Below are 23702 nucleotides of genomic sequence, written 5' to 3'. Positions count from 1 at the left end.
TCCTAAATTTTAATTCGTTACACATGAGAAATACAATCAGTATTATTGCCAGTGCTGCCCTATTCTCCTGCCTGACCAACAATGTAAACGCGCAGAGCAGGACGATCAGGGGGCGGATTACCAACGAACAGGGGGCACCTGTCGTGGCCAGTATTATTGTACAGGGCAACTCCAAAGTTGGTACAAGCAGCAACGAAAACGGGGAGTTCACGCTGTCGCTTGCTCAGCAGTACGGCGATCTTGTCATCTCTTCATTAGGGTACGAAACAAGAACAGTATCCATCGGTGGCGATATTTTGAACATTGAGCTGAAACCTAAAGAAGATTTCAACTTGGAGGAAGTGGTAGTCGTAGGCTATGGCACCCAACGTAAGGGAGATCTGACAGCACCCATCGGCACTGTGAATATGGAAGAGATGAGCAAAAGAACGGTTACAAATCCTATGGACGCTCTCCAGGGAGCAGTCACCGGCGTCCAGATTGTCAGTTCCGGAGCCCCCGGATCGAGTCCATCCGTGCGTGTTCGCGGTGTTGGATCGTTTAATAATGATAGTCCGTTATATGTCGTTGACGGCATGTTTATGGATAACATCGATTTTTTGAATCCAAATGATATTGCTGATATCTCCATTCTGAAAGATGCATCCGGTGCCGCGATCTATGGTGTACGAGCAGCTAATGGCGTTATCCTGGTCACCACCAAAAAAGGCCGCCTAAATATGCAACCCAGAATTACCTACAACGGTTTTGCCGGTTTTCAGACGCCCACCAATGTTCTAAAGATGGCGAACGCACAGCAGTATGCAGCTTACGCAGTCGCGACAGGAAATGAAGCTTTTGTCAAAAGCTCGGTGGAAAAGTTTGGGGGCACCGAATCCCATCCAGCAATGGATACAGATTGGTTTAAAGAACTGCTGCGCAGTAAAGCTCTCCTTACTAACCATAACCTCGACATCATGGGCGGTGCTGAGAAAATAAGCTATTCAATGGGGCTCAACTATAGCAAGCAGGAAGGAATTATGGATGCCAGCAATATGAATCAAAAGTACAATATCCGAATGCAGATGGATGCTAAAGTAACCGATTGGCTAAAAGCAGGATTTACGGCACATTTTAACAATTTCAAGACTTACTCGCCCGACAATGCCGCTTTTAGACAGGCCTATTTTGCATCGCCCCTCTATCCAGTCTACGATCCGTCACTTGAACTCGCTAAACCGGAGAAATTTGGATCCAGTACAGCGATCGGTATGCAGTCGGGATTCTGGTACAACAACCCCATTGCCACGGCATTTTATAACACAAATCAGACCAGAGGCTTTCAGATTTTGCCTACCATCTACCTAGAAGCCGCATTGTGGAAAGACAAGATCACATTTCGTTCACAGCTTAGCCAACGTTACCAGTCTACCCATAACATTAATTACGATCCCGTCTATTATATTGATAATGACCAACGCAATGATCGCTCCTTCTTACGCTCCGCCCAGGCACGCAACAACAACTATATACTAGACAATCTCCTGACGTACAAAGATCAGTCCGGCAAGCATCACTGGTCCGTACTGCTGGGGCAATCCTCCCGTGAGGAACGCTGGCGCGAAACGTGGGTACAAGCTAATGACGTTCCGGCATCGGAAGAATTCTGGTATGTGGGTGTAGGCGCTCAAGGTATTGGATCTGCGACTGGTTATGGTGAAAACGGCTCACGGAATGCCGGTATTTCCTACTTTACCAGAGGCACTTATGATTATGACAACAAATATCTGCTAACGGCCACTTTCCGTACCGATGGAAGTTCAAAATACCAAACTAAATGGGGCTATTTTCCATCGGTAGGTTTAGGTTGGGTGCTGACCCGTGAAAAGTTTATGGAAAATCAGCATCTTTTTAACCAGTTGAAGATTCGCGGGAGCTGGGGTAAACTGGGTAATGACGGCATACAGCCCAATGCAGGTTACGCGACCGTGTATTCTGGCAATAATTTCTCCGGAATTTTTGGAAGCGAGGGCACAACAAATGGAACCCGTGTACCGGGTTATCGTATCGGCCGTTTTTTCACACAAGTACGCTGGGAAGTTGTTGAAGAATGGGATGGTGGTATTGATTTTGCAATGTTCAACAATCGCCTGAACGGTACCATAGACTACTATCACCGTACAACTAATGATCTCGCTTTCAGCAGGCCGATCCCATTCTCCTGGGACCGTGTTTATGGTAACTGGGGACGTGTGGCCAACAGTGGTTGGGAATTTGGGCTACAATGGAAAGACAAAACCGGTGATTTCGGCTATGCGATCGCAGCCAATGCAACGACGCTCAAGAATCGCGTCAAGGATCTAGGAGGACTGGAAAATATCATGAATGGTTACCCCGAATGGTCAGCTGAATTTCCAGCGCGCATCGAGCTCAACCAACCAATCAACTTCTATTATGGCTACGAAGTAGCGGGTGTGTATCAAAATCAGGCCCAGATTGACGCTGACCCCATTGCCAAAAAATACAATCAGCAAAACCCCAATTCACCCATCCTGCCGGGCTACCTCCAATACAAGGATCAGAACAATAATGGTGAACTGGATGAAAAAGACCGGGTCAACCTTGGTAGCTATCTTCCGAAAATCACATACGGCTTTAATCTTGCATTTGATTATAAGAAATTTGACCTTAGTATTGCCTTTCAGGGCGTAGCTGGCAATAAGATCCACAACCTGAACCGCGCCATGCGCCGAAAGTATAATCAGATGAATGCTGACGCTGCGTTTATCGAAAGTCTCTGGACAGGCGAAGGCAGCAGCAATACACATCCTTCTGCCGGAGGTTCGGTGGCCTCCTGGAATCTGCAAGCGAGTTCATTTTTTGTGGAAAGTGGTGCCTATCTGCGGATACAGAATATCCAGCTCGGGTATAGCTTTGATCTCAATAAAATACCAGTTCGTATTTTTGCAACAGCTGACCGCCCCTTTATTTTTACCAAGTATAATGGATTTACGCCTGAAATTAACGCTACTGGATTAGCTCCTGACGTCAGAGGGATGGGATTCGATGCTAACGTCTATCCAGTGGCGTCAACGTATAGTGTTGGTATAAAAGTGTCTTTTTAATTACACCCTAAATTTAATCATATGAAAAACTTCAGATATATCTTGATCGCAAGTTGCTTAGGCCTTTCATTGTGCATGAACAGCTGCAGTAACTTTTTAGATAAACCGTTGGAAAATCAACAGCGTTCCGAAGAAATAGATTACAGCAACACCGCACTGATGTATGGTCCTGTATCAGGTGTCTACCGTTCTGCTGCCGATGATAACCTCGTTCACTGGATCGATCTTTCCATCCGATGCATGCGAGACGACGACTATCAGCAGGGCGCTCCAAGTCCGAACGATAATCCTGAACTGATGGCCATCAAGAATTTTCAGAATGATGTCACCGTACAGTCCTACTGGGGACTCAATCAATCTTGGATCAGCTATTATAGTTTAGTCATCGCGGCCAACAACGCCTTAATTGAACTAGATCAGTTTGCCGCTAAAATTCCGGCAACAAATACAGCGGATCTTAAGCTCAACAAACAGTATAAAGCCGAAGTGCGATTTCTTCGAGCTTACGCTCATCTGATGGCTTCGCGTCTTTTTGGGAATGTCCCAATACTGACCGACAGTGACAATATAGGACGTCTGGCTACTATCAACAAAAGTACCGCAGCGGAAGTCCGACAGTTTATCATTGATGAAATGAACAGCTGTGCAGAAGATCTCGAAGATGCCCGTCCCAACCAATCCAAGCATGCTGGCGCTGTCACAAAATATTCTGCGTTACTGTTAAAAGCGAAAGCTGCTGCAGATCTGGCAGCTAATGACAATAGCAGTGTTTACTGGAATGAGGTATTGGATGCAACAGACAAAATTATAGGAAGCGGCAAATTTTCACTGTATCCTAATTATTATGAACTCTTCAAAATACCAGGGAAATTAGCCAATGAATCATTATTTGAATTACAATATTCGGACTTCGGACTAGGGGCCGGTGACATCGTACGGCCGGGGGTGGATTGGGGCACCTTCTTTAAATGGCAAGGTCCATCCGGGGATCAGAAAGGCAGTCCGATTTCTGGTGCCGGCTGGGTGCCTCCTTCGCAGGATGTTGTGGATTTTCTGACCGGCCGTGGCGAGACCGAACGTTTAAAGACGACTATTCTCCACTGTGGCATCAATGGCAATCCGGCAACGACCGCCACAACTCCGAGCGGAGATGTAGTCTATGGAAACCCCTTTGGCATCAAATATTTTAATGGCAAAGCCTATCTACCAAAATCGCAGATGACGCCCGGAAGGATGGAGTATGGGGCCAACAATAATGTCCGTATATTGCGCTATGCAGATGTGTTGCTGCTCAACGCCGAAGCGAAAGTCAGAAAAGGGCAAAATGGCGACGAACCTTTTGGACTGGTCCGGGAGCGGGCCAAGTTAGCACCGATACACAACGTTACACTCTCCCAGATTTTAGACGAACGCAGAGCTGAATTCGCCTGCGAATGGTGGGGCGAACGTTTTAATGATCTCGTGCGCACAGGGCGTGCAAAAGATGTATTCGGCGGTAAATTTATACCCGGCGTAAGTGAATATTTGCCTATTCCACAAACACAGATTGATGCTAACCCTAATTTTAGATAAATGATGATATCTGAAAGAATATTAATTTTTGCAGCGATACAGCTCTTGCTGCTAAACTGGACATGGGCGCAGGAACAACAGGCAGTCAAGACAGAAATTGTCAAACTGAAGGAGGGCTACACCATCATGCGTGACGGACAGCCGTACTTTATTAGAGGTGCCGGCGGTACCAGTAACATGGAAAAACTGAAAGCGTATGGAGGAAACTCCATACGCACCTGGAGCCCACAAAATGGCACAGAAATCCTGAACAAGGCGCAGCAGCTGGGACTCACTGTGACCTTGGGGCTTGATGTAAAAACCGAACGGCATGGTTTTGACTATAACGATGAAGTCGCAGTCGCCAGGCAATTGGAATACCTGCGTACCGTAGTTGGCCAATATAAGGACCACCCTGCACTGTTGACATGGGGAATCGGTAATGAGCTCAACCTGCACTACAGCAATCCCAAAGTTTGGGACGCTGTCAATGCAATTGCGAAAATGATTCGCGAGATCGATCCAAATCATCTGATTACTACAATGCTGGCTGGGGTCAATCAAAAAGAAATCGATTATATCAAGGAGAAATGTCCCGAGTTAGACCTGATCGCCGTACAGGTCTACGGTGGACTCGCTGCTGTACCTCAGCAGCTACGAAGAGCAGGCTGGGACAAGCCTTATATTGTAACCGAATGGGGGCCTACTGGGCATTGGGAAAGCATACAAACCCCTTGGGGTGCCGCCATAGAGGAGAGCAGCCACGAGAAAGCCACCGTTTATAAGAATAGATATGAGACTTCTGTAGGCAAGGACAAGAATTGTCTAGGGTCCTACGTCTTCCTCTGGGGGCAGAAACAGGAACGTACACCCACATGGTACGGTCTATTTACAGAAGCTGGGGAAGAAAATGAAGTAGTGGATGTGATGCAATTTCTTTGGTCTGGCCAATGGCCTGCCAATAAAGCTCCGAGACTGGATTCTCTCATTCTGGATAATAGAAAGGCGAAAGACTTCATCTATTTGCAGCCCGGCAGGGACTACCCATTGGAGGTATTTGTCAGCGATCCTGATGGCGATCAGTTGCAAACACGCTGGGAACTGCTCCATGAAAGTACCGACTTAAAAGAAGGAGGCGACCGTGAGGAACGCCCTGACTCGCTCGGAGGACATATCAAAAAACAGTCCAGACAGAGGGCCATCTTAACAAGTCCCCTACAAGAAGGAGCCTACCGCATCTTTGTGTATACAAGCGATGGTCACAATAACGTAGCTACCGCCAACATCCCCTTTTACGTCACCGGTGATACGACCAAAACCAAGGCTCTCGTCTTCCGCTTTTCGGACTCTCCTGTATGGTTTGATGAATTCAATGACAAAGGTTTGCCTGACAAGACCAAATGGTCATACGACGTAGGATCGTTACACAACGGCTGGGGAAACAATGAACTGCAATATTATATGGACGCTTCACTCAAAAATTCGATCATGGAGAACGGCGTGCTGAAAATAAGGGCAATCAAAGAAAGCAGAGAAGGTAAGGCATATACATCAGCCCGATTAGTCAGCAAAAATAAAGGTGACTTCACTTACGGCAGATTTGAGGTCCGCGCCAAACTCCCTAAAGGCCGCGGAACATGGCCAGCTGTCTGGATGCTGCCTACAGACTGTACCTACGGAGGTTGGCCCAACTCTGGCGAGATTGATATAATCGAGCATGTCGGATACGATCAGGATATGGTGCATATTTCTACACACAGCAAAGCTTATAATCATGGTATAAATACACAAAAAACGGGAAATAAGCGCGTACTGGGTACTACCGATAATTTCCATCTTTATCGCGTGGACTGGACCCCATCCTATATCAAGGGCTTTGTCGATAATGTTGAGATCTTCCACTTTGACAATGAGCATAAAAGTTTTAGCGAATGGCCCTTTGATCAGAAGTTTCACCTGCTGATCAACTTGGCCGTGGGCGGCAACTGGGGTGGAAAAGAAGGAGTGGACGACTCGGTATTTCCCGCTACTTTTGAAATCGACTATGTACGCGTGTACGAGCTTTTAAGGTAATTTCCGGCATCGACACGGGGCCCAAAAAGTTCGATAGCCCCGTTTCTAAGCAACTCTACCGTTTATCTACAGCTTCATTTCAGATATCTGATTCTGAAAGGTGCGTCCTTCACGTTTTTTCATATGCTAAAAGTACATCGATGATGATACCACTTTTTTACATACACCAAGTAAGAAATTAAGTCTATTTTTGAAACATAGCAGCAGGCTCTGCCATATCCGGCAACAAATGTGAAGTAAGAACGCAGCAATAAGAAATAATAAATATGTATAATTTTAAAAACGATTATTCCGAAGGTGCACATCCAAGGATTCTAGATAAACTCATCCAGACCAATCTGGTGCAGCAGGCTGGCTATGGTGAAGACGAATATGCACAGCAAGCTAAGGCAATTTTGAGAGACAGGCTTCAAAATCCGGATGCCGCAATTCATTTTGTCTCGGGCGGCACGCAGACAAATCTGTTGGTTATCTCCTTTCTTTTGCGGGTACATGAAGCTGTAATCAGCGCAAAGACCGGACATATTGCAGCAAACGAAACGGGAGCCATCGAAGCAACAGGGCATAAAGTGATCACCGCTGAAACCGCAGATGGTAAATTGCGGACAGCGGATATTGAAAATGTCTTAAAGGCGCACATGTTGGCACCACATGTTGTAAAGCCAAAAATGGTTTACATCTCCAATTCCACAGAAATTGGTACCATTTATAGCCTTGGAGAGCTCGAAGCGCTCTCTAAGTTTTGCCATGCCCATGATCTGCTGCTTTATCTGGATGGAGCCCGCTTAGGGCACGCACTTGCGGCCAAAAATAATGATCTGACCATGGAAGCACTGGGGCACCTCACGGACGTTTTTTACATCGGCGGCACCAAAAACGGCGCACTTCTGGGTGAAGCTGTGATTTTTAACCGTGCGGATCTGGCTATTGATTTTGATTATGCCATAAAGCAAAAAGGGGCTATGCTCGCTAAAGGACGTGTGCTTTCCATTCAATTTTTAGAGCTCTTCAAAGATAATCTCTATTTTGATCTGGCGCAACGAGCAAATGCATTAGCTGCGCGTATCGCGAAGGCCGTCAGCGACAAAGGGTACAGCTTTCTAACGGAGTCCACGACCAATCAGATTTTCCCCATACTGCCCAATGAGGTGATTGAGCATTTAAGTCAAAAGTATCAATTCTACATCTGGAAATCTATCGATTCGGACCGCGCAGCAGTTCGCATTATTACGTCCTGGGCCACTGATGAAGAGATGGTCACAGCCTTTATTGAGGATTTAAATGGGGTCTAGTTGTCAAAAGATAGCACTGTTATAGAGGAAATAGCATATAGCAACAAAGCGCACCGGAGGGTATTTCCCGGCACGCTCCGCTATCTCGCTGAGTGGACTAATCCTTTGGTTCGACAGCGCGCCACACAATCGCAGCCACAGCAGCACCGACTACTGGCGCAACGATAAACAACCACAACTGCGACAACGCTTTGCCGCCTGCAAGGATAGCTGGTCCGAAGGAACGGGCAGGATTAACAGATGTACCCGTAACTGGGATGGCAACAAGGTGGATCAGAAGCAGGGTAAAACCGATCGCTAAGCCTGCCATCGTGCTATTTCCTACTTTTGAAGTCGTCGCCAGTATGACAAATAAAAAAAGAAATGTTAAAATAGCTTCGATAAGAAAAGCAGAGGCAGTTCCATATTCATTCTGGTAGCCTGCTCCCCAGCCATTGGATCCGTAAGCCCACTCACCTGCTGTAAAGCCTGCCAACTGACCATTTAAAAGCTGTTGCAGCACAAAGGCGCCCAAGAGAGCTCCAATGAATTGCGCTACAATATAGACCACCGCATCCTTAGCAGACATCCTGCCCGCCAATAATACTCCTACAGTTACAGCAGGATTAATATGACAGCCTGTAATACCGCCGATAGCATACGCGAATACAACCACTGAAAGGCCGAAAGCCACGGCTATGCCCAGTAGTCCCAGACCAGAAAGCCCGCCCATGGTATTCGCGCCAGCAATTGCAGCAGCCCCGCAGCCAAATAGAACCAAACCAAATGTGCCGATTAATTCAGCCACAAATTTTGAAGATGTTTTAATTTCCATATGAATCTGTTTATAATTTAGTTAACTCTAATTTAATCATTTTCCGTATAAAAGACGAAAAACGAATAAATTATTGTAGAACAATATCTACAGAAACTTGCCATAGTCCATGAGGCAAGTTATTCTAAGTACCTTCCATCACTGACTATGGACGACTTCCGGGCGGGTGATAACGCCATTCCCGCAACTCAGGGAATGACTCAGACACAATCTAGGAGCTCATCACCTGCGATCCAACAGGAGTGGTAATGTAGAAAAACGATTAACCCGCGAGCCCATGATGCAATTTTTCAACTTGAACAATCAAGTTACCTAAGATATCTTTTGTGGATTCTTTACTATATGGATGGATGGACTGTCCGGCCCAGAGACTGACAAAATCAGCATTACGACTGGATTTAGCAATCTTCCGAAGCAGATTTGTTAGCTTATTCTGATAGGGATAAGGGAGAATATAGGGAGAATTATCCACCGCATCAATAAAAGCATTTCGGATTCCTCTGGCATAACGCCCTGAAAAACTTCGTGTCAGCACAATATCACCTTCTCGGACCTGTGCCAAACGTTGCTTCTCAAAATCCAGCAATGCGCTTTCTTCCGAACACAGAAGCAGGCTCCCCACCTGAAACCCCGAGGCCCCTAGCACTTTTGTGGCAAGTAAAGTATTTGCATTATATATCCCCCCTGCATAGATTAATGGTTTGTCCACCTGTTCTCGTACCTTGGACAGTAAAGAAAGACCACCAATCTGGGGGATATCCATATCGTCAAAACTTCCGCGATGCCCCCCTGCTTCTAATCCCTGTACACAAATGATATCTATGCCTGATGTTTGCAATAGCTGCGCTTCCTCAACAGCGGTGCAGGTGCCAATAAGTATGGTATCGTGCTCCTTCAGTATACGGATGCTTTCGGCATCTAAATTTCCAAAAGTAAAGCTGACAATTTTGCATCCTTTCTCTATAATAGCCTCTACTTGTTCGTGATAATCCGTCAACCGGATTTCATTAAATTCAGGCAGCTCAACTTCCATGTGATGTGCTTGCGCCAAGGATTCGATGAAAGTCTTCGTCTGCTTATAATTTGCCTGGAGTTCTTCGGAAGCTTCGGGTATTGAATTGACGAAAATGTTCACGGCGAATGGACCATCTGTTAATTTTTTCGTTAACTCTATAGCTTTAATGCATTCTTTGTAAGGTAAATCGCCCAAAGCTAGGGATCCCAGTGCGCCTGCGCCAGAAGCAGCAGCGACCATTTGCGGGGTCGTAACACCAAACATCGGTGCTTGTATAATCGGATATGCAGTTCCTAATAATTGCGTAACTTGAGTAGACCAGTTCATACTAACTTATTTTTACTATTGACCAACAGCTCACTAGAATTGCAAAGCAAGTTACGGCTTTTATGATGCAATTTACAGTACTAAATGTCATTTATTGGCGATAACAATTAGTAGAATCAAGCGAAATGCAGTATCTTTAGTTAAAGATTTATTTTATGAAAATAGCATTCTTTTCTTCCAAGCCCTATGACCGCACATTTTTTGAGCGCGAAAACGAAAACTATGGCTTTCAGCTACATTTTTATGAAACGCACCTCGGCCCGCATATCGTCAATGCTATTGATGGAGAAGAGGTCGTCTGTGCCTTTGTGAACGATAAACTCAATCGTCAGGTAATACAGGTGCTCGCTGAAAAAGGTGTCCGGCTGATCGCACTGCGCTGTGCAGGATTCAATAATGTCGATCTACAGGCTGCTAAAGAATGTGGCCTCCAGGTTTGCCGTGTTCCGGCCTATTCTCCCGAAGCAGTTGCTGAACACACCATGGCGATGTTACTGACGCTCAACCGTAAAACCCACAAAGCCTATAACCGTGTTCGCGAACAGAACTTTGCCCTGAATGGCCTGTTGGGCTTTAACATCTTCCAAAAGAAAATCGGCGTTATTGGAACCGGAAAAATCGGAAAAGCATTTATCAAAATTGCCATGGGATTCGGAGCAGAGATCATTGCCTACGATTTATATCCCGACCCCAGTCTGATCAGTATGGGAGTTCAGTATAAGTCGCTCGACGAATTATTTGGAGAATCAGATATTATTTCATTACATTGTCCGCTAACAGCAGACAATCACTATTTGATTAACCAGGAGACACTGGCCAAAATGAAAGATGGTGTTACGATTATCAATACCAGCAGAGGCAACCTTATCCATACAAATCATGCTATTCAAGCGTTGAAAGAACACAAGATCGGATTGCTGGGCATAGATGTCTACGAGCAGGAAGATAAATTGTTCTTCAAAGATCTCTCCACGACGATTATTGAGGATGACACCATTCAACGGCTCATGAGCTTTCCAAATGTGCTGGTCACAGCACATCAGGCTTTTTTTACTACAGAGGCCCTGACACAGATCGCCGAACGCACTTTAAAGAGTATATCAGATCTATTGACCACCGGCAAGACAGATACAGAAGTGTTGTTGTAATCGAATGTCATGCATTATGGACGTTCCTTCCTGTAGCTCGCCCACCATTGGTCGAGCTGCTCAATAACTGGTAGTAAAGTTTTGCCCAGTTCGCTCAATTTATATTCAACCCGAGGCGGCGATTCCGCATAGGTCTGCCGGCATAATATACCATCCCGTTCCAGTTCACGCAACTGTAGCGTCAAGGTCGTCTGCGCCATGTCCTCCATCTCCCGTCTCAGTTTACCAAATCGTTTCGGACATTCCCGAGCAATCGCTTTGATGAGAAGCACTTTCCACTTCCCGCCTATAATCTTAAATATTCCATTGACATCGCAACAACTGCCAAAATTTTCTATTTTTTTTTCTTCCATAATCTGCTCATTCTGACCATTAGTTCATAAAACCATACTTAGTATGGTTTTTATAACTACTTGACTAAGTAAAATAACCCTGTTACTTTTAACGATAAAATTATTAAAAAACTCTTTATATGCGACTACTCAACAAAGAATTAATCCAGATAGGCTTACTTTCCGTTGGTATTTTTTTATTTGTCATCGACCTGTTCATCATCAATGTCTCTCTCCCCACTATGCAGCATGCTTTAGAGCTGGACAACAGTGCGACCCAATGGATTATCGTGCTTTATGTCATCGGATACGCCAGTCTGCTGATCAATGCAGGCAATGCCGGCGATCACTATGGCAAAAAAAGACTATACTTGCTGGGCATGGCTGGGTTTACAGTGGCTTCAGTTGTCTGCGGACTTTCCGGCAATATCTATTTGCTGTTACTTGGGCGTTTGCTACAAGGCATCAGTTCGGGTTTGATGGTGCCGCAGGGAATTGCACTCATCACTGTACTTTTCGAAGATCCCGGCAAACGCACTATGGCTCTAGGAGTCTATGGAACCATCGCAGGGCTTGCTTCTGTAATCGGACAGCTTATGGGAGGCATCCTTCCGGATCAGGACTGGATAAGTGAAAGCTGGCGTCTTATTTTTTTAATCAACATTCCGATCGGCATCCTGGCTTTTGCTGCGGCCTACCGCAATATACCCCTGGATCACGCCAGTGCCCGAACTAAGATCGCCCTATCCCCGATGGTCAGATTATTTGTTTTATTGATGGGTATCATATATCCTTTAATTATGGGACCTGAATTGCACTGGCCCTTCTGGACAGTACTGTTATTGGGAGCATCCATTATGTTAACTGTTCTTTTTATAAAAAGAGAGCGCCGACTGTATAAAACCAGTCGACAAGTACTCCTTAACTTTTCCTTATTCCGTAGCAGAACCTTCAATCTAGGGCTCTTGGCGGCATTGAGCTACTATATGGTTCAAGATGCCTATTTTATTATTAATTCCAACTTCCTGCAAGCCCACAAAGGTTTTACGCCGACGATGACCGGGATCGCTTTTGTCTATCAAGGGGTCGGCTATGTACTGGCCAGTATGCTGGTCGGTAAGTTGGTACAACGCTTTGGAAAGGCGGTGGTGTTGACGGGTTTACTGATCATGATACTGGGCCTTGCCGTTCACCTATTTATGCTGGACAAGCAAATGGTGCCCGAGGGCCAGATTCACGTCCTGTTCTTTTGCTACGGCATAGGTTGCGGTAGTGTACTGCCGGCATTAATGACGCTTGCTCTTAAGGATCTTGACAAAGAGCTGATCGGTGTAGGCTCAGCTATCTACCTTACCGTACAACAGCTTGCGATCTGCCTGGGAATAGCCTTTATCGTCGGGCTTTTTTTACATCACAACGACGTATCGTTTTTTGGCCTGAACAACTTACGAACGGGCTATGGATATGCCACCTCATTATCCATTGTACTGTTATTAACGGTTGCCTGCGCGATCGCTTTTTTGCCGGCTGGTACACACCAGCCAGCATCTTCTGATGCATAGCTGCACGCCAATAACGCGGGTATTTGTCCTGAGTGGCTACAGCAGCCACTTCAGGTCTTCGTCCTCAACAAAGCGCTTCTGGTCGGCAAGAACCAGAAATCTGCTATATATCTTTTCAAAATCGTCTGCCGCAAAGGTTAAGGAAAGAGCATTTAAGCGGTCCTTCAATGCTGCCCGACCGCTTCGCGCTGACAAAACGAGGTCGGGCAATGTGCCGCCGATGATCGCCGGATCTATAATTTCATAATTTCTGCGATCTTTTAATACACCATCCTGATGAATACCGGAAGAGTGGGCGAATGCATTTTTTCCTACAATCGCTTTATTCGCCTGAACGGGGTTGGACATTGCCTTGGATACCATCGAACTCAGTTCTACAATAAACTTAGGGTCAGCCTTTGTTGTTATTGATAAGTTATCTTTAACAAGGAGTATCAGCAATATCTCCTCCAAGGCTGCGTTTCCAGCCCGTTCCCCTACACCGTTGACCGTCCCTTCTACTTGTCCGGCACCAGCCATCACGCCGGCAATGCTATTGGCTGTGGCCATCCCGAGGTCATTATGACAATGCACTGACAGTATGGCCTTATCCTTATCCTTTCTGTGTTTATTGACATAAGCAATCTTCTCGTAATATTCAAAAGGCGTACAAAAGCCGTTAGTATCGGGCAGATTGACAATTTTTGCACCAGCTTGCACCACAGTATCCGTCATTCTGACCAAAAAATCATTGGAAGCCCTCCCCGCATCCTCGGCAAAAAACTGGACCTCATCGCATCGGCTTGAAGCATAGGACACCATATCAAAGGCTTTTTCCAAGATCTCTTCCCGGCTACTGTTGAATTTATATTTAATGTGGATATCGGAAGCCCCTATCCCGAGCTGTATACGAGCTGTTTTTGCATCGCGCAAGGCCTCAGCAGCGCTGTCGATATCTTTCTGATGTGCCCTTGCCAAAGCACATACTGTTGCGTTTTCAACAATGCCGCTTACTTCAGTAACGGCCTTAAAGTCCCCCGGCGAACTGATCGGAAACCCAGCCTCTATTACATCCACGCCCATAGCATCCAGCTTAGCCGCTATCGCTAATTTATCTTCTAACGTCAGTTGGCAACCCGGCCCTTGCTCCCCGTCCCGCAAGGTCGTATCAAAAATCTTTACCTGTTTCATGAGTATATTATTATGAGTCAAAACTAATACTACCAGCCGATTTACTATATTTGAAAATAAAACAATTGTTATTGAATAATGCCAAAATCTACCATTACGAATTTTTCCTGTGCAAAGTCTTTTCCGGATGGAACGATTGAATTACGGGAGTATGGTCAATTCAATACCGTCATGCATTATCATGAGCAAGTCCAGATTCTGAGTCCGGCAAATGGGACCTTATTTATCTATACCGAAGGAAACAGTGTCTGTGTGCCAAATGGTTTTTATGTGCAGATCCCAGCCATGACACCACACAAACTCCTATCCCGGTCGCCCCGTCTATTATTGAAAACAATATTTCTGGATATGGAACCAATCCAGGATAAGCTCAGTGTGTACCCGCCGCAGGAACTATTGGATCATTTTTTACGATTTGGCGAAAAACACTGGAATTTGGATACCGCCGAAAGCATGACACAGACAAGTATCCAGGCTTTTAAATCCATGGTACCACTGTTACTGACAAAATCTTTTCAGGCAGAAGTTGTCGCTGCACAGAGCGACGTCATGATTGCTGTCAGCACCTATATATTGGACAATCTCCACAACAAAATATCCATAGCCGAGATTGCAGAAGCCTTCAATATGTCACAACGATCGCTATTCAGGCAGTTTAAAGATGAACTGCAGCTTACCATATTCCAGTTTATCAAACAACATAGGCTCTTGCGCGCCCTTCAGCTATTGGAAAACAAAGATTTACAGATATCGCAGATTGTATATCAGATCGGTTACGACAGTACATCCAATTTTTCAAATTTGTTTAAGGAGCACTTTGGGCTTTCGCCACAGCAATATCGCGCTAATTTATCACATTAGGTTAAACTGAAGAGTTAATGCGCTTTTATGATGTTCCACAAAAATTAAATTGATCAATGAAAGTTCCGTCCCTTATGAAAGACGTTGTATACATCCTCTTGTTCGGCTGTCAGTTCTCCGAGCAGCCCCGACATATCAAAACAATGCTGAACAATCACATGAATTACCTCTCCTTCTACCTGCAACCTCCCGGCAACCATGAGCAATTTGGCTCTTAGAATTTCTTTACGATACTTTTCAAACACTTTACTCCAGACAACTAGATTAGCAAAGCCTGTCTCATCTTCAATCGTAACAAATAAAACACCTTTGGACGTTCCCGGCCGCTGTCTGACAGTAATCAGTCCACAGACCCGCACGGGCATATTGTTTTTGATTTGATTTAATTTCCCTGTCGGAACCACATGCAAGGTATTCAGCCTACTGCGCAAAAAACTGACAGGATGTGCTTTAATAGATAATGAGGTCCGCGCATAGTCAGCCACAACATGCTGGCTCTGGCTCAATAGTGGCAGTTCGATATGGCTATCATCTGGGCACTGTACCGGTTGTCGTTCAAACAGTCCGATAGGGCAATCTCCCAAAGCGCTGATTTCCCAGAGCGCTCTTCGTCGGTCGATGCCAAGTGAACGAAAGGCATCAGCATCTGCCAAAAGCTCAAGCGCTGCCAAAGACAAGCCTGTTTCGAGCATGCTGAAGATGGATGTGTAGCCCAATCCGCGTCTTAGCGTAAGCAAAACAGCATCTTCTTCCGAAAATCCTTTGATCTGCCGTAATCCGAGACGTAGATGATGAGGCCTGCCCTGCTCGCCTTCGAGCGTATTATCCCAAAAAGAATGATTAATATCTATCGGAAGCACCTTTACCCCATGTTTTTGAGCGTCAATGACAATCTGTGCCGGCTGATAAAATCCCATAGGCTGGCTATTGAGCAAAGATGCTGCAAAAATATCGGGATAATGGCATTTGATCCAAGAAGAAACATACACCAGCAAAGCAAAAGAGGCTGCATGGCTTTCTGGAAATCCGTAGCTACCGAATCCTTCCAATTGCTGGAAAACCCGCAGAGCAAATTCTTCGCTGTAATTTTTTTTGACCATGCCGTCCACCATTTTTTTTCGGAAAACCGACACCTGTCCTTTGGATTTAAATGTGGCCATACTGCGGCGCAGTTCATCTGCCTCAGCTGGCGTAAACCCTGCAGCCACAATGGCTATTTCCATTGCCTGTTCCTGAAAAAGGGGAACTCCCAAGGTTTTCCGGAGAATTTCCCTGATTTCAGGATTAGGATAGTCAGTATCTTCCTCACCACTGCGTCTCCGAAGATAGGGATGCACCATATCCCCCTGAATGGGGCCCGGACGAACGATAGCCACTTCAATGACCAGATCGTAAAACTCTCGAGGCCGCAATCGGGGCAACATCGACATTTGAGCACGGCTTTCAATCTGGAAAACACCCAAAGTATCCGCATGACAGATCATGTCATACACTTTCGAATCCTCTGTTGCACCGATTTCGGCCAGGGACAGGTCCAGACCATAATGTTTTTTAGCAAGATCAAAAGCTTTACGCACGCAGGTCAGCATACCCAGTCCCAATACGTCTACCTTTAGAAATCCAAGAGCCTCCAGATCATCTTTGTTCCACTCCAGATTAGTCCGGTTATCCATCCTGGCATTTATCAATGGACAAAGTTCATGTAAATTACCTTGTGTAATGACAAAACCTCCTGTGTGCTGTCCCAATTGCCGCGGGAAACCAATGTATTGATGAGTTAATTCCAGCACTTTTCGAAGATGGATATCCTCTGGATCAAACCCCTGCTCAGCCAAACGGTCCAGATCAATATAATCGTCCCAATGGCTACTCACCACAGCGGCCAATCGGCTTACAGCATCCACAGAGAGGCCCATAGCTTTTCCGACATCCCTGATGGCGCCTTTGGAACGGACCTGCGTGACTGTCGCCACAATAGCGGCACGGTTACGGCCATATTTTTCGTAAATATACTGAATCACCTCCTCACGGCGTTCATGTTCAAAATCAACATCTATATCAGGCGGCTCGTCCCGTGCATCGGACATAAAACGTGCAAAAAGTAGCCTAAACTGCCCTGGATCTACAGAGGTAATCCCCAGACAATAACAAATAGTAGAATTGGCAGCAGAGCCTCTTCCCTGACATAAAATTCCTCTTTCTTTCGCAAAGCGTACATAATCATAGACCGTCAGAAAATAAGAGGCATAATTTTTCTGTTCAATAAAATCCAGTTCCATCTGTATGGTTTCCCTGACGGCATCTGGAATTTGACCATGAAATTTTTCTTTGGCACCTTCCCATGTCAAATGAGCCAATTCTTCCTGCACAGTACGCCCTGGAGACGACAGTTCGTCTGGATACACATATTTTAAATCATCCAATGAAAACTGGCAGGCCTGCGCTATTTCTTCCGTGCGCGCAATAGCCTCAGGATAAGCTCCAAACAGACGCTCCATTTCTGCCATGGGCTTCAAATATCGCTCTGCATTCGGATAAAGCTTAAATCCCGCGTTATGAATCGTGCACTTTTCCCGGATACAGGTCAAAATATCCTGTAGTTCACGCCGCTCAGGTATATGGTAGTAAACATCCCCCAAAGCGGCAGTAGGAATCGACAACCGTTCGCCAAGCTGCTGGATCCTGAACAGTAATTTGGCATCATCCCCTAGGTATAACCTTTTCATGCCCAGATAAAGTGTGTCCGTCAAATGCTTTTTATATTCTTTTACCCTATCAATAAAGAATTGATCCAGTTCGAATGAAGCTGTCAGGCGATCTGGTGGACATACGATAAACTGCATACCTTCACTGTATGGATAGACATCGGCACGGTACAGCTCACATTTACCTTTTTCAGCTCTAAGATTACCTATTGTCAATAAAGAAGACAGCCTACCATAAGCATCTTTATCCTTTGGATAAGCCAACAAACTTGGACCATCCAGCAAATCCAGCCTACAAGCAGGAATTAGCCGGAGCCCCCACTTTTTTGCAGCAATATGTGCGCGGACCATGCCAGCAAAACTATTCCGGTCGGTCAGAGCGACAGCACTATAGCCCAACTGTGCGGCACGCTCAATCAGTTCCTCGGGATGGGAAGCCCCCTGTAAAAAAGTAAAATTACTGGTGATCTGTAGTTCACAATAAGCCATCCTTAAGCAAAAAAACCATGTAAAAACCATTGCTTGGGCAAACTCTCGTCGTAATGCCCCGAGCGATAAAGCCAAAAACGTTGGCCCTCTTCATCTTCAACAGCATAATAATCACGGTGTTCACCTTTGTCTATCCACCACTCCCGTTCAATCCGCTCGGGCCCGTCTGCTTTCTTAATGGTATGGACGCGCCCTTTATAGCGGAACAGCATGGGAGGATAATCTGGAATTGGTGCTGTCACAACGATAGGCTCCGGCGTATGCAGCAATCGGGTTGGCCGGGGACGTCCCTGTTGCCAGTCAACAGTAGACCGTTCTTGAAGTGAACAGGCGGCCTGCATGGATCTTTCTGGCCAGTAACGCGCAGCAGGAAGATATCGGGAAATATCACAGCTGGGATCTCTACTCTTCAGCCGGTCCAGAAGTTCTGTCAGTGCCGGATGATCCAGTCCGATACGATCGCTCCAAAGATTCTCCTGGACTGAGGGCGCCTCTTCCACTTTGGGTACTTCCAGCACAAACAGCTCAATACCTAATCCAGGCTCAATCTGGGAAATCTTAAGAGCAAATAACTGAAACAGATGTTGCACCTGTGCGGTTGCCCTATTGGTTCCAATAGCGACCTGTTCTATTTTGCCATCCATGCGATGACAAAGCAGCACAGCTTCCCGCAGGCCTTTACCTTCACTCAACAAACGGGTGCAGATTCTCACCAGTAGTTCCTGGACGGCTAGCTCAATCCCTTTAGCCGTTTGGATGGGCTCTAAACAAGGTAAACGTTCTTCATAGGGAACAATCGGCTTAATGGGCATAATAAACTCATCCGTATTCCCCATTGCCTGATCCAATCGGAGCAGCAAATGATGACCAAAACGCCGGCGCAAAGCAACACGCGGCATGTTGGAGAAACTTCCTATCGTTTTTAATCCAAGGGCCTGAAGACGTTGCAAAACGGTGGGTTCTAGCCGCAATGCCTGTGCGGGCATAGTTTTCAACACTTCAGAAAGTGTTTTGGGCACAACAATAGGATCACCTTGTCCATAACGAGCTACGGCCCATGCTCCACCTATACTATCTGCAATACTCATGCGTACATCATAGCCATGCTGCTTTAATCTCGAGATAATATGCTCCAAATAAGCCTTTTCTCCACCCCAGAGATGCGCACAACCACTGATATCCATTACAATACCATCAGGGAGGTCCAGAGCTGCAACCGGCGTATACCGGATACACCAATGTGCTATGGCATGAAGCAGCTTTTGTTCCAGTCCGACACGTTCATGGATGACTTTTAAATCAGGTAAAATAGCTTTTGCATCGGCGATGCCCATGCCCGGAAAGACTCCCTCCTGTTCGGCTAACGGACTGCTTGCACTCACGACAATTTTTCCATGTGTAGAAATAGCTAAAACAAAAGGTATTTCAGCCAGCCGAGGTCGGCACACTGTCATCCAATCTGTTTTAAGATGACGAAACCACAGTGATGCAAATCGCTTTTTCATGCCAAACTGAAATTTTGGTAACGTCCACCCCAGTCTGCAATAACTTTTTTCTCTTTCGTAATGGCTTCAAAACCATTTGCTGTCCAGCAAAACTGCCAGCAGCCCGGCTGACCATTCCGCACTTTCAACAGTTCAACGTTCCAGCCCGGATAGCCTATTCCCGGCAATCCGTCAACTGTGATGCTGGGCAGTGAAGAAATCTTCCATCGGGCGGCACAGGTGGTTGCACCCAATTGCCGAGGATTATGCTGCAGAATAAACCCAGTTACACGGCTTTTTTCAACCGCCAGCTGTAGACGCCTGGACTGTACAAAATTCAAATGGTGAACTTCTGCCAGTACAGCCGTGATGCCTTCACATTTTAATGCCTCTTCCATTGCCCATAAAACATCGTTCTCCCGCTGCATGCACACAAATATCACATCTTCCGGAACCACGCCAAAGGTTTTCAGAGAAGCTGGAAATAAAGTGTGAAAAGTACTTATCCAGATACAGACACCATGATTCTGCATCAGCTTGCCTAGCAAAGTACTGATGAAACCACAGGAAACCGCGGCACCTATCCGATCAAAACTGACAAATTCATGAATTGCTCCACGCGGAAAAACACCATTAGGAAAGGCTTCCTCTAATGGCCCCAATCCCATCTGAAGCAAGTCGGCTGATCGCTGCGGGATTCCCTGCCACAACAGCAAATCTTTTTTCAACTTGCTGATTAAAGCTTGTTTCTCATTTGATTTCATGCCTCCTCCATCTTAAAATCTAAGCAAATTTAATACTAAAATATTTAGTATAAAACTAAATTGCTATAATTTTTAGTTTTTCATCAAACTAAAGACGCGAGCAGCTGTTTGTTATGTCCAGACCAGTATCTGATCCGCACAATTAAATATCATTCAAAAACTGCTGAATGACATCTTTTTTTCGTGTAGCCACAGGAATCATTTTGCCATCCGCCATTTCCAGTTGTCCATCCTTATAATATTTTTTGATTTGGTTTGCATTGATCAGATAAGACTGATGACATCGTATAAACTCGGTTTCAGGAAGCATGGTTTCAAAGTGTTTAAGCACTTTGGAAACCATCATTGGTTTATTATCCTTTATATAAAATGTGGTATACCCCTTGTCGCCCTGGCAGTACAGAATATCATCAATATGAACTATTTGTGTAAATTCAAAAGTCCGCAATGCTATTTTACGTGGTTTGTCGGGGGTCTTCAGATAATTTTCGGCCATAGCTAGCTGCCAACTATTGAATCGAAACTCGCTATTTTTTTTATAGCATTTTTCGATGGCCTCGACAAATTGATCCGGAACCAATGGCTTGAGGAGATAGGCAATGGCACCAATATTTAATGCTTCAATCGCATACTGGTTGAATGCCGTTATAAAAATGGTACTGATATCCAATTTTAACTCGGAAAGAAAAGACAAACTCGAACCGTCTTTAAGCTGGATATCAGCTAAAATCAAATCGGGATCTGCTGCTGGCAACTCGCGCTCTGCCTGCGCAATGCTCGGGCTATAACCAACCAGCCTCACATAAGGAATACTGTCCAGCAGGGACTTAACATATAAGTATATATTATACTCATCTTCAAGAACATAAACTTTCATCATCGTAGTCTCAATTAAAATAAAACAAGCGGAATATAAATGTCCACTTTATAACCGCTTTTATCTTCGTTATAATTTGGTGTTATTTCAATTCTGGCCCTGGCTTCTGCTTCTGCAAACAATAGTTCAAGACGTTCTCTGGTAATCGTTTGTGATAAAGATGTCTTGTGTTTCACTTGCTCCGTATGCATCTGCACGCCCCATCCATTGTCGCTGACTGTAATATGCAATTGTTCATCATCTTCCCTGAACGAAATTCGCAGCTGCCCCTTGTGGGATAAATTTTTAAAAGCATGCTCAATGGCATTTTCCACAAATGGCTGTATCAGCATAGGAGGAATCATTACATTATCCAGATCCAGATCTCCAGTCTTGATTTCAAAATCAAACACATCCTGATACCGCATCTGCTGCAGAAGGATGTAATTATGTAAGGATTTAATCTCTTGTTCCAGAGAAATATAGTCTTCCCTGTTCAGTTCCAAAATGTCACGGATTTGTCGCGATAATAAAAGTAAATATTGATTCGCTTTCGCCTTCTGCTCACTACTGATCAACCCCTGAAGATTTGCTATCGCGTTATAGATAAAATGCGGATTAAGCTGATTCTGTCTAGTCTTTTGCTCCAAGATCAGCTGTTTATTTTCCGCCATAATGCGCTGATTGATATTTTGAAGTAATTTCTGCTTATTTCTAAAATAAATAAAAAACGCCAAGCTAAAAACTAGAGCGAGCAGAATGACAAATATCCAGCGCTGCTGTACCATGATTTTGTGGCTGAATGCATTGGTCGTTTTTAACAGTTTTATTGCCTGGTCTTTTTTCTCGGTTTCATACTTGGTATTGATATCATTCATTTTTTCCCATTCCATACGGGTAGCATTATTCTTATACCCACGAAAGGCTGAATCCAAAGAAAAATAGGCCCGTTCATAATCTCCTTTTAGAGCATAAGCCGCCTGCAGATTCTGGTAATAAAACAAGGTATTATGCTTGATCTTATTTTCCTTGATAAACCTGAGACCAGCATTAAAATACTTTATCGCCGAATCAATCTGCTGATTGTTCATAAAATTTTTGGCCAGATTTGCAAAAGCATAAGCATTCAGCGCGCGGGATGAGCGCAAATAATCAAAATATGCTCTGGATGCTTCCACTGCTCTTTTGTTGTCATTAATACTATAATAATACTGTGACTGCAGATCATACATGCGCATTATAGTAGCAGTATCTCCAGTTAGTCTGGCGTAATGTCTACAGCTATCCAGAGATCCTTTTAGCTTCGCAAAGTCACGCAAAGCCATATATTGCATAAATTTGACTTCCTGATAAACCTGCGAAACACGCGGATCGGCTCTCTCTGGATGATAAAAATACCAGGATTCAATATCGCGCAGTGCCTGCCGATAGTCTCCCCGCCGGTAATTGGCATTGGAAAGTAGATTATAAAACAGGAAAGTAAAAGTGCTCTTGTTCTTCGCGGCAAATTCCTTGGCATCAATGAGCTTTTTCATCAGCGTCACATTGGTCATTTCATCAAAACTAAAATCAGCCCTGATCATAAAATAATCTTTCAGAACAGCCTGATCCGGATTCAATGGTCTTCCTTCAAGCGCATGCAGCACAATGGGTATAGAATCAAGCCGATCCTCCAACATGTATGCATAGGCCAAGTATATCGGATTATATGGGGAACGCACAAAATACGCCTTCTGCAGTAATTCATTTCTTTTTTTTCGGACAATAGACTTATCTTCCAATTCCTGTTTGGTCAGATGGTCTAATAAAAAATCTCGGTAGCGCATATCCAGTGAATCTACAAGCTTTTCTTCCTCTTTTGCTGTATCTGGCTTTCTGTTTTGATGACAAGAAAACAGCTGCAAAAGCAGTACAATAAGGATAAGATGTACTAATGCTCCGGTCTGACGTATTTTCATTCGAAAATTGTTCTTTCTTGCGTAACTCAAGCAGGCACCGGCCTGCGGCACCATGATTTTAACCGAATATCGGAATATTCTGAAAAATACGACATGGCTGGCTGCAAAATAATTCTCTTTTCTGATATTTAAATAGCGTGACAGATCAACCTGCTTAGCAAATCCCTTCACATGATTTAAAAAATCGAAAGATAGTT

16 protein-coding genes are annotated in these 23702 nt (G+C 44.9%); 7 read left to right on the top strand and 9 right to left on the bottom strand.

Annotated elements, in window-relative coordinates:
* The first annotated feature begins 23 nt into the window (after positions 1–23).
* The 4 genes from FGL37_RS19860 (at position 24) to FGL37_RS19845 (ending at position 8020) form a co-directional block, all read left to right on the top strand.
* Positions 24–3104, top strand: a complete 3081-nt coding sequence (locus FGL37_RS19860; RefSeq protein ID WP_028069540.1) for a SusC/RagA family TonB-linked outer membrane protein — start codon at positions 24–26, stop codon at positions 3102–3104.
* 21 nt (positions 3105–3125) lie between these two features.
* The gene (locus FGL37_RS19855; RefSeq protein ID WP_028069539.1) at positions 3126–4676 is read left to right on the top strand and encodes a RagB/SusD family nutrient uptake outer membrane protein; all 1551 of its coding nucleotides are present in this window, start codon (positions 3126–3128) and stop codon (positions 4674–4676) included.
* On the top strand, positions 4677–6728 hold the full coding sequence (locus FGL37_RS25580; protein WP_197734485.1) for a family 16 glycosylhydrolase: 2052 nt from the start codon (positions 4677–4679) through the stop codon (positions 6726–6728).
* Positions 6729–6994: 266 nt separating this feature from the next.
* Positions 6995–8020 (top strand): threonine aldolase family protein, encoded by a 1026-nt coding sequence (locus FGL37_RS19845; RefSeq protein WP_028069538.1) that lies wholly within the window; start codon positions 6995–6997, stop codon positions 8018–8020.
* 97 nt (positions 8021–8117) lie between these two features.
* On the opposite strand, the gene FGL37_RS19840 is transcribed toward FGL37_RS19845, so the two are convergent.
* A complete protein-coding gene (locus tag FGL37_RS19840; RefSeq protein WP_028069537.1) occupies positions 8118–8834 on the bottom strand; it encodes an MIP family channel protein in 717 nt (238 codons plus the stop codon).
* 262 nt (positions 8835–9096) lie between these two features.
* Positions 9097–10176 carry an NAD(P)H-dependent flavin oxidoreductase gene (locus tag FGL37_RS19835; RefSeq protein ID WP_028069536.1) on the bottom strand — a complete coding sequence of 360 codons (1080 nt, stop codon included), beginning with the start codon at positions 10174–10176 and terminating at the stop codon, positions 9097–9099.
* 155 nt (positions 10177–10331) lie between these two features.
* On the opposite strand from FGL37_RS19835, the gene FGL37_RS19830 reads away from it, so the two are divergent.
* The gene (locus tag FGL37_RS19830) at positions 10332–11324 is read left to right on the top strand and encodes a 2-hydroxyacid dehydrogenase (RefSeq protein WP_028069535.1); all 993 of its coding nucleotides are present in this window, start codon (positions 10332–10334) and stop codon (positions 11322–11324) included.
* Positions 11325–11338: 14 nt separating this feature from the next.
* Here the strand turns inward: FGL37_RS19830 and FGL37_RS19825 are convergent, their stop codons facing one another.
* Entirely contained in the window at positions 11339–11677 is a 339-nt protein-coding gene (locus tag FGL37_RS19825) for a winged helix-turn-helix transcriptional regulator (RefSeq protein WP_138096968.1), read from the bottom strand.
* Between the two features lie 119 nt (positions 11678–11796).
* On the opposite strand from FGL37_RS19825, the gene FGL37_RS19820 reads away from it, so the two are divergent.
* On the top strand, positions 11797–13218 hold the full coding sequence (locus tag FGL37_RS19820) for an MFS transporter (RefSeq protein ID WP_028069534.1): 1422 nt from the start codon (positions 11797–11799) through the stop codon (positions 13216–13218).
* Between the two features lie 36 nt (positions 13219–13254).
* Here the strand turns inward: FGL37_RS19820 and FGL37_RS19815 are convergent, their stop codons facing one another.
* On the bottom strand, positions 13255–14388 hold the full coding sequence (locus FGL37_RS19815; RefSeq protein ID WP_051606746.1) for a 2-isopropylmalate synthase: 1134 nt from the start codon (positions 14386–14388) through the stop codon (positions 13255–13257).
* A 78-nt stretch (positions 14389–14466) separates the two neighbouring features.
* Between FGL37_RS19815 and FGL37_RS19810 the strand changes: the two genes are divergently transcribed.
* A complete protein-coding gene (locus FGL37_RS19810; protein WP_028069533.1) occupies positions 14467–15249 on the top strand; it encodes a helix-turn-helix domain-containing protein in 783 nt (260 codons plus the stop codon).
* A 53-nt stretch (positions 15250–15302) separates the two neighbouring features.
* On the opposite strand, the gene FGL37_RS19805 is transcribed toward FGL37_RS19810, so the two are convergent.
* The 5 genes from FGL37_RS19805 to FGL37_RS19785 all read right to left on the bottom strand — a co-directional run bounded on the left by FGL37_RS19805 (position 15303) and on the right by FGL37_RS19785 (position 23676).
* Positions 15303–18443, bottom strand: a complete 3141-nt coding sequence (locus tag FGL37_RS19805; protein WP_037532966.1) for an error-prone DNA polymerase — start codon at positions 18441–18443, stop codon at positions 15303–15305.
* A gap of 2 nt (positions 18444–18445) precedes the next feature.
* Positions 18446–19948, bottom strand: a complete 1503-nt coding sequence (locus tag FGL37_RS19800) for a Y-family DNA polymerase (protein ID WP_028069532.1) — start codon at positions 19946–19948, stop codon at positions 18446–18448.
* Positions 19945–20691 carry an ImuA family protein gene (locus tag FGL37_RS19795; protein ID WP_051606745.1) on the bottom strand — a complete coding sequence of 249 codons (747 nt, stop codon included), beginning with the start codon at positions 20689–20691 and terminating at the stop codon, positions 19945–19947. The genes FGL37_RS19800 and FGL37_RS19795 overlap by 4 nt, the downstream gene beginning before the upstream one ends.
* A 142-nt stretch (positions 20692–20833) precedes the next feature.
* The gene (locus FGL37_RS19790) at positions 20834–21571 is read right to left on the bottom strand and encodes a LytR/AlgR family response regulator transcription factor (RefSeq protein ID WP_197734484.1); all 738 of its coding nucleotides are present in this window, start codon (positions 21569–21571) and stop codon (positions 20834–20836) included.
* 11 nt (positions 21572–21582) lie between these two features.
* The gene (locus FGL37_RS19785; protein ID WP_028069530.1) at positions 21583–23676 is read right to left on the bottom strand and encodes a sensor histidine kinase; all 2094 of its coding nucleotides are present in this window, start codon (positions 23674–23676) and stop codon (positions 21583–21585) included.
* Positions 23677–23702: the final 26 nt, after the last annotated feature.

The organism is Sphingobacterium thalpophilum, assembly GCF_901482695.1.
GTDB classification, from domain to species: Bacteria; Bacteroidota; Bacteroidia; order Sphingobacteriales; family Sphingobacteriaceae; genus Sphingobacterium; species Sphingobacterium thalpophilum.
Note: the sequence above shows the minus strand (reverse complement) of the source record. Positions and strands in the feature narration are given on the sequence as shown.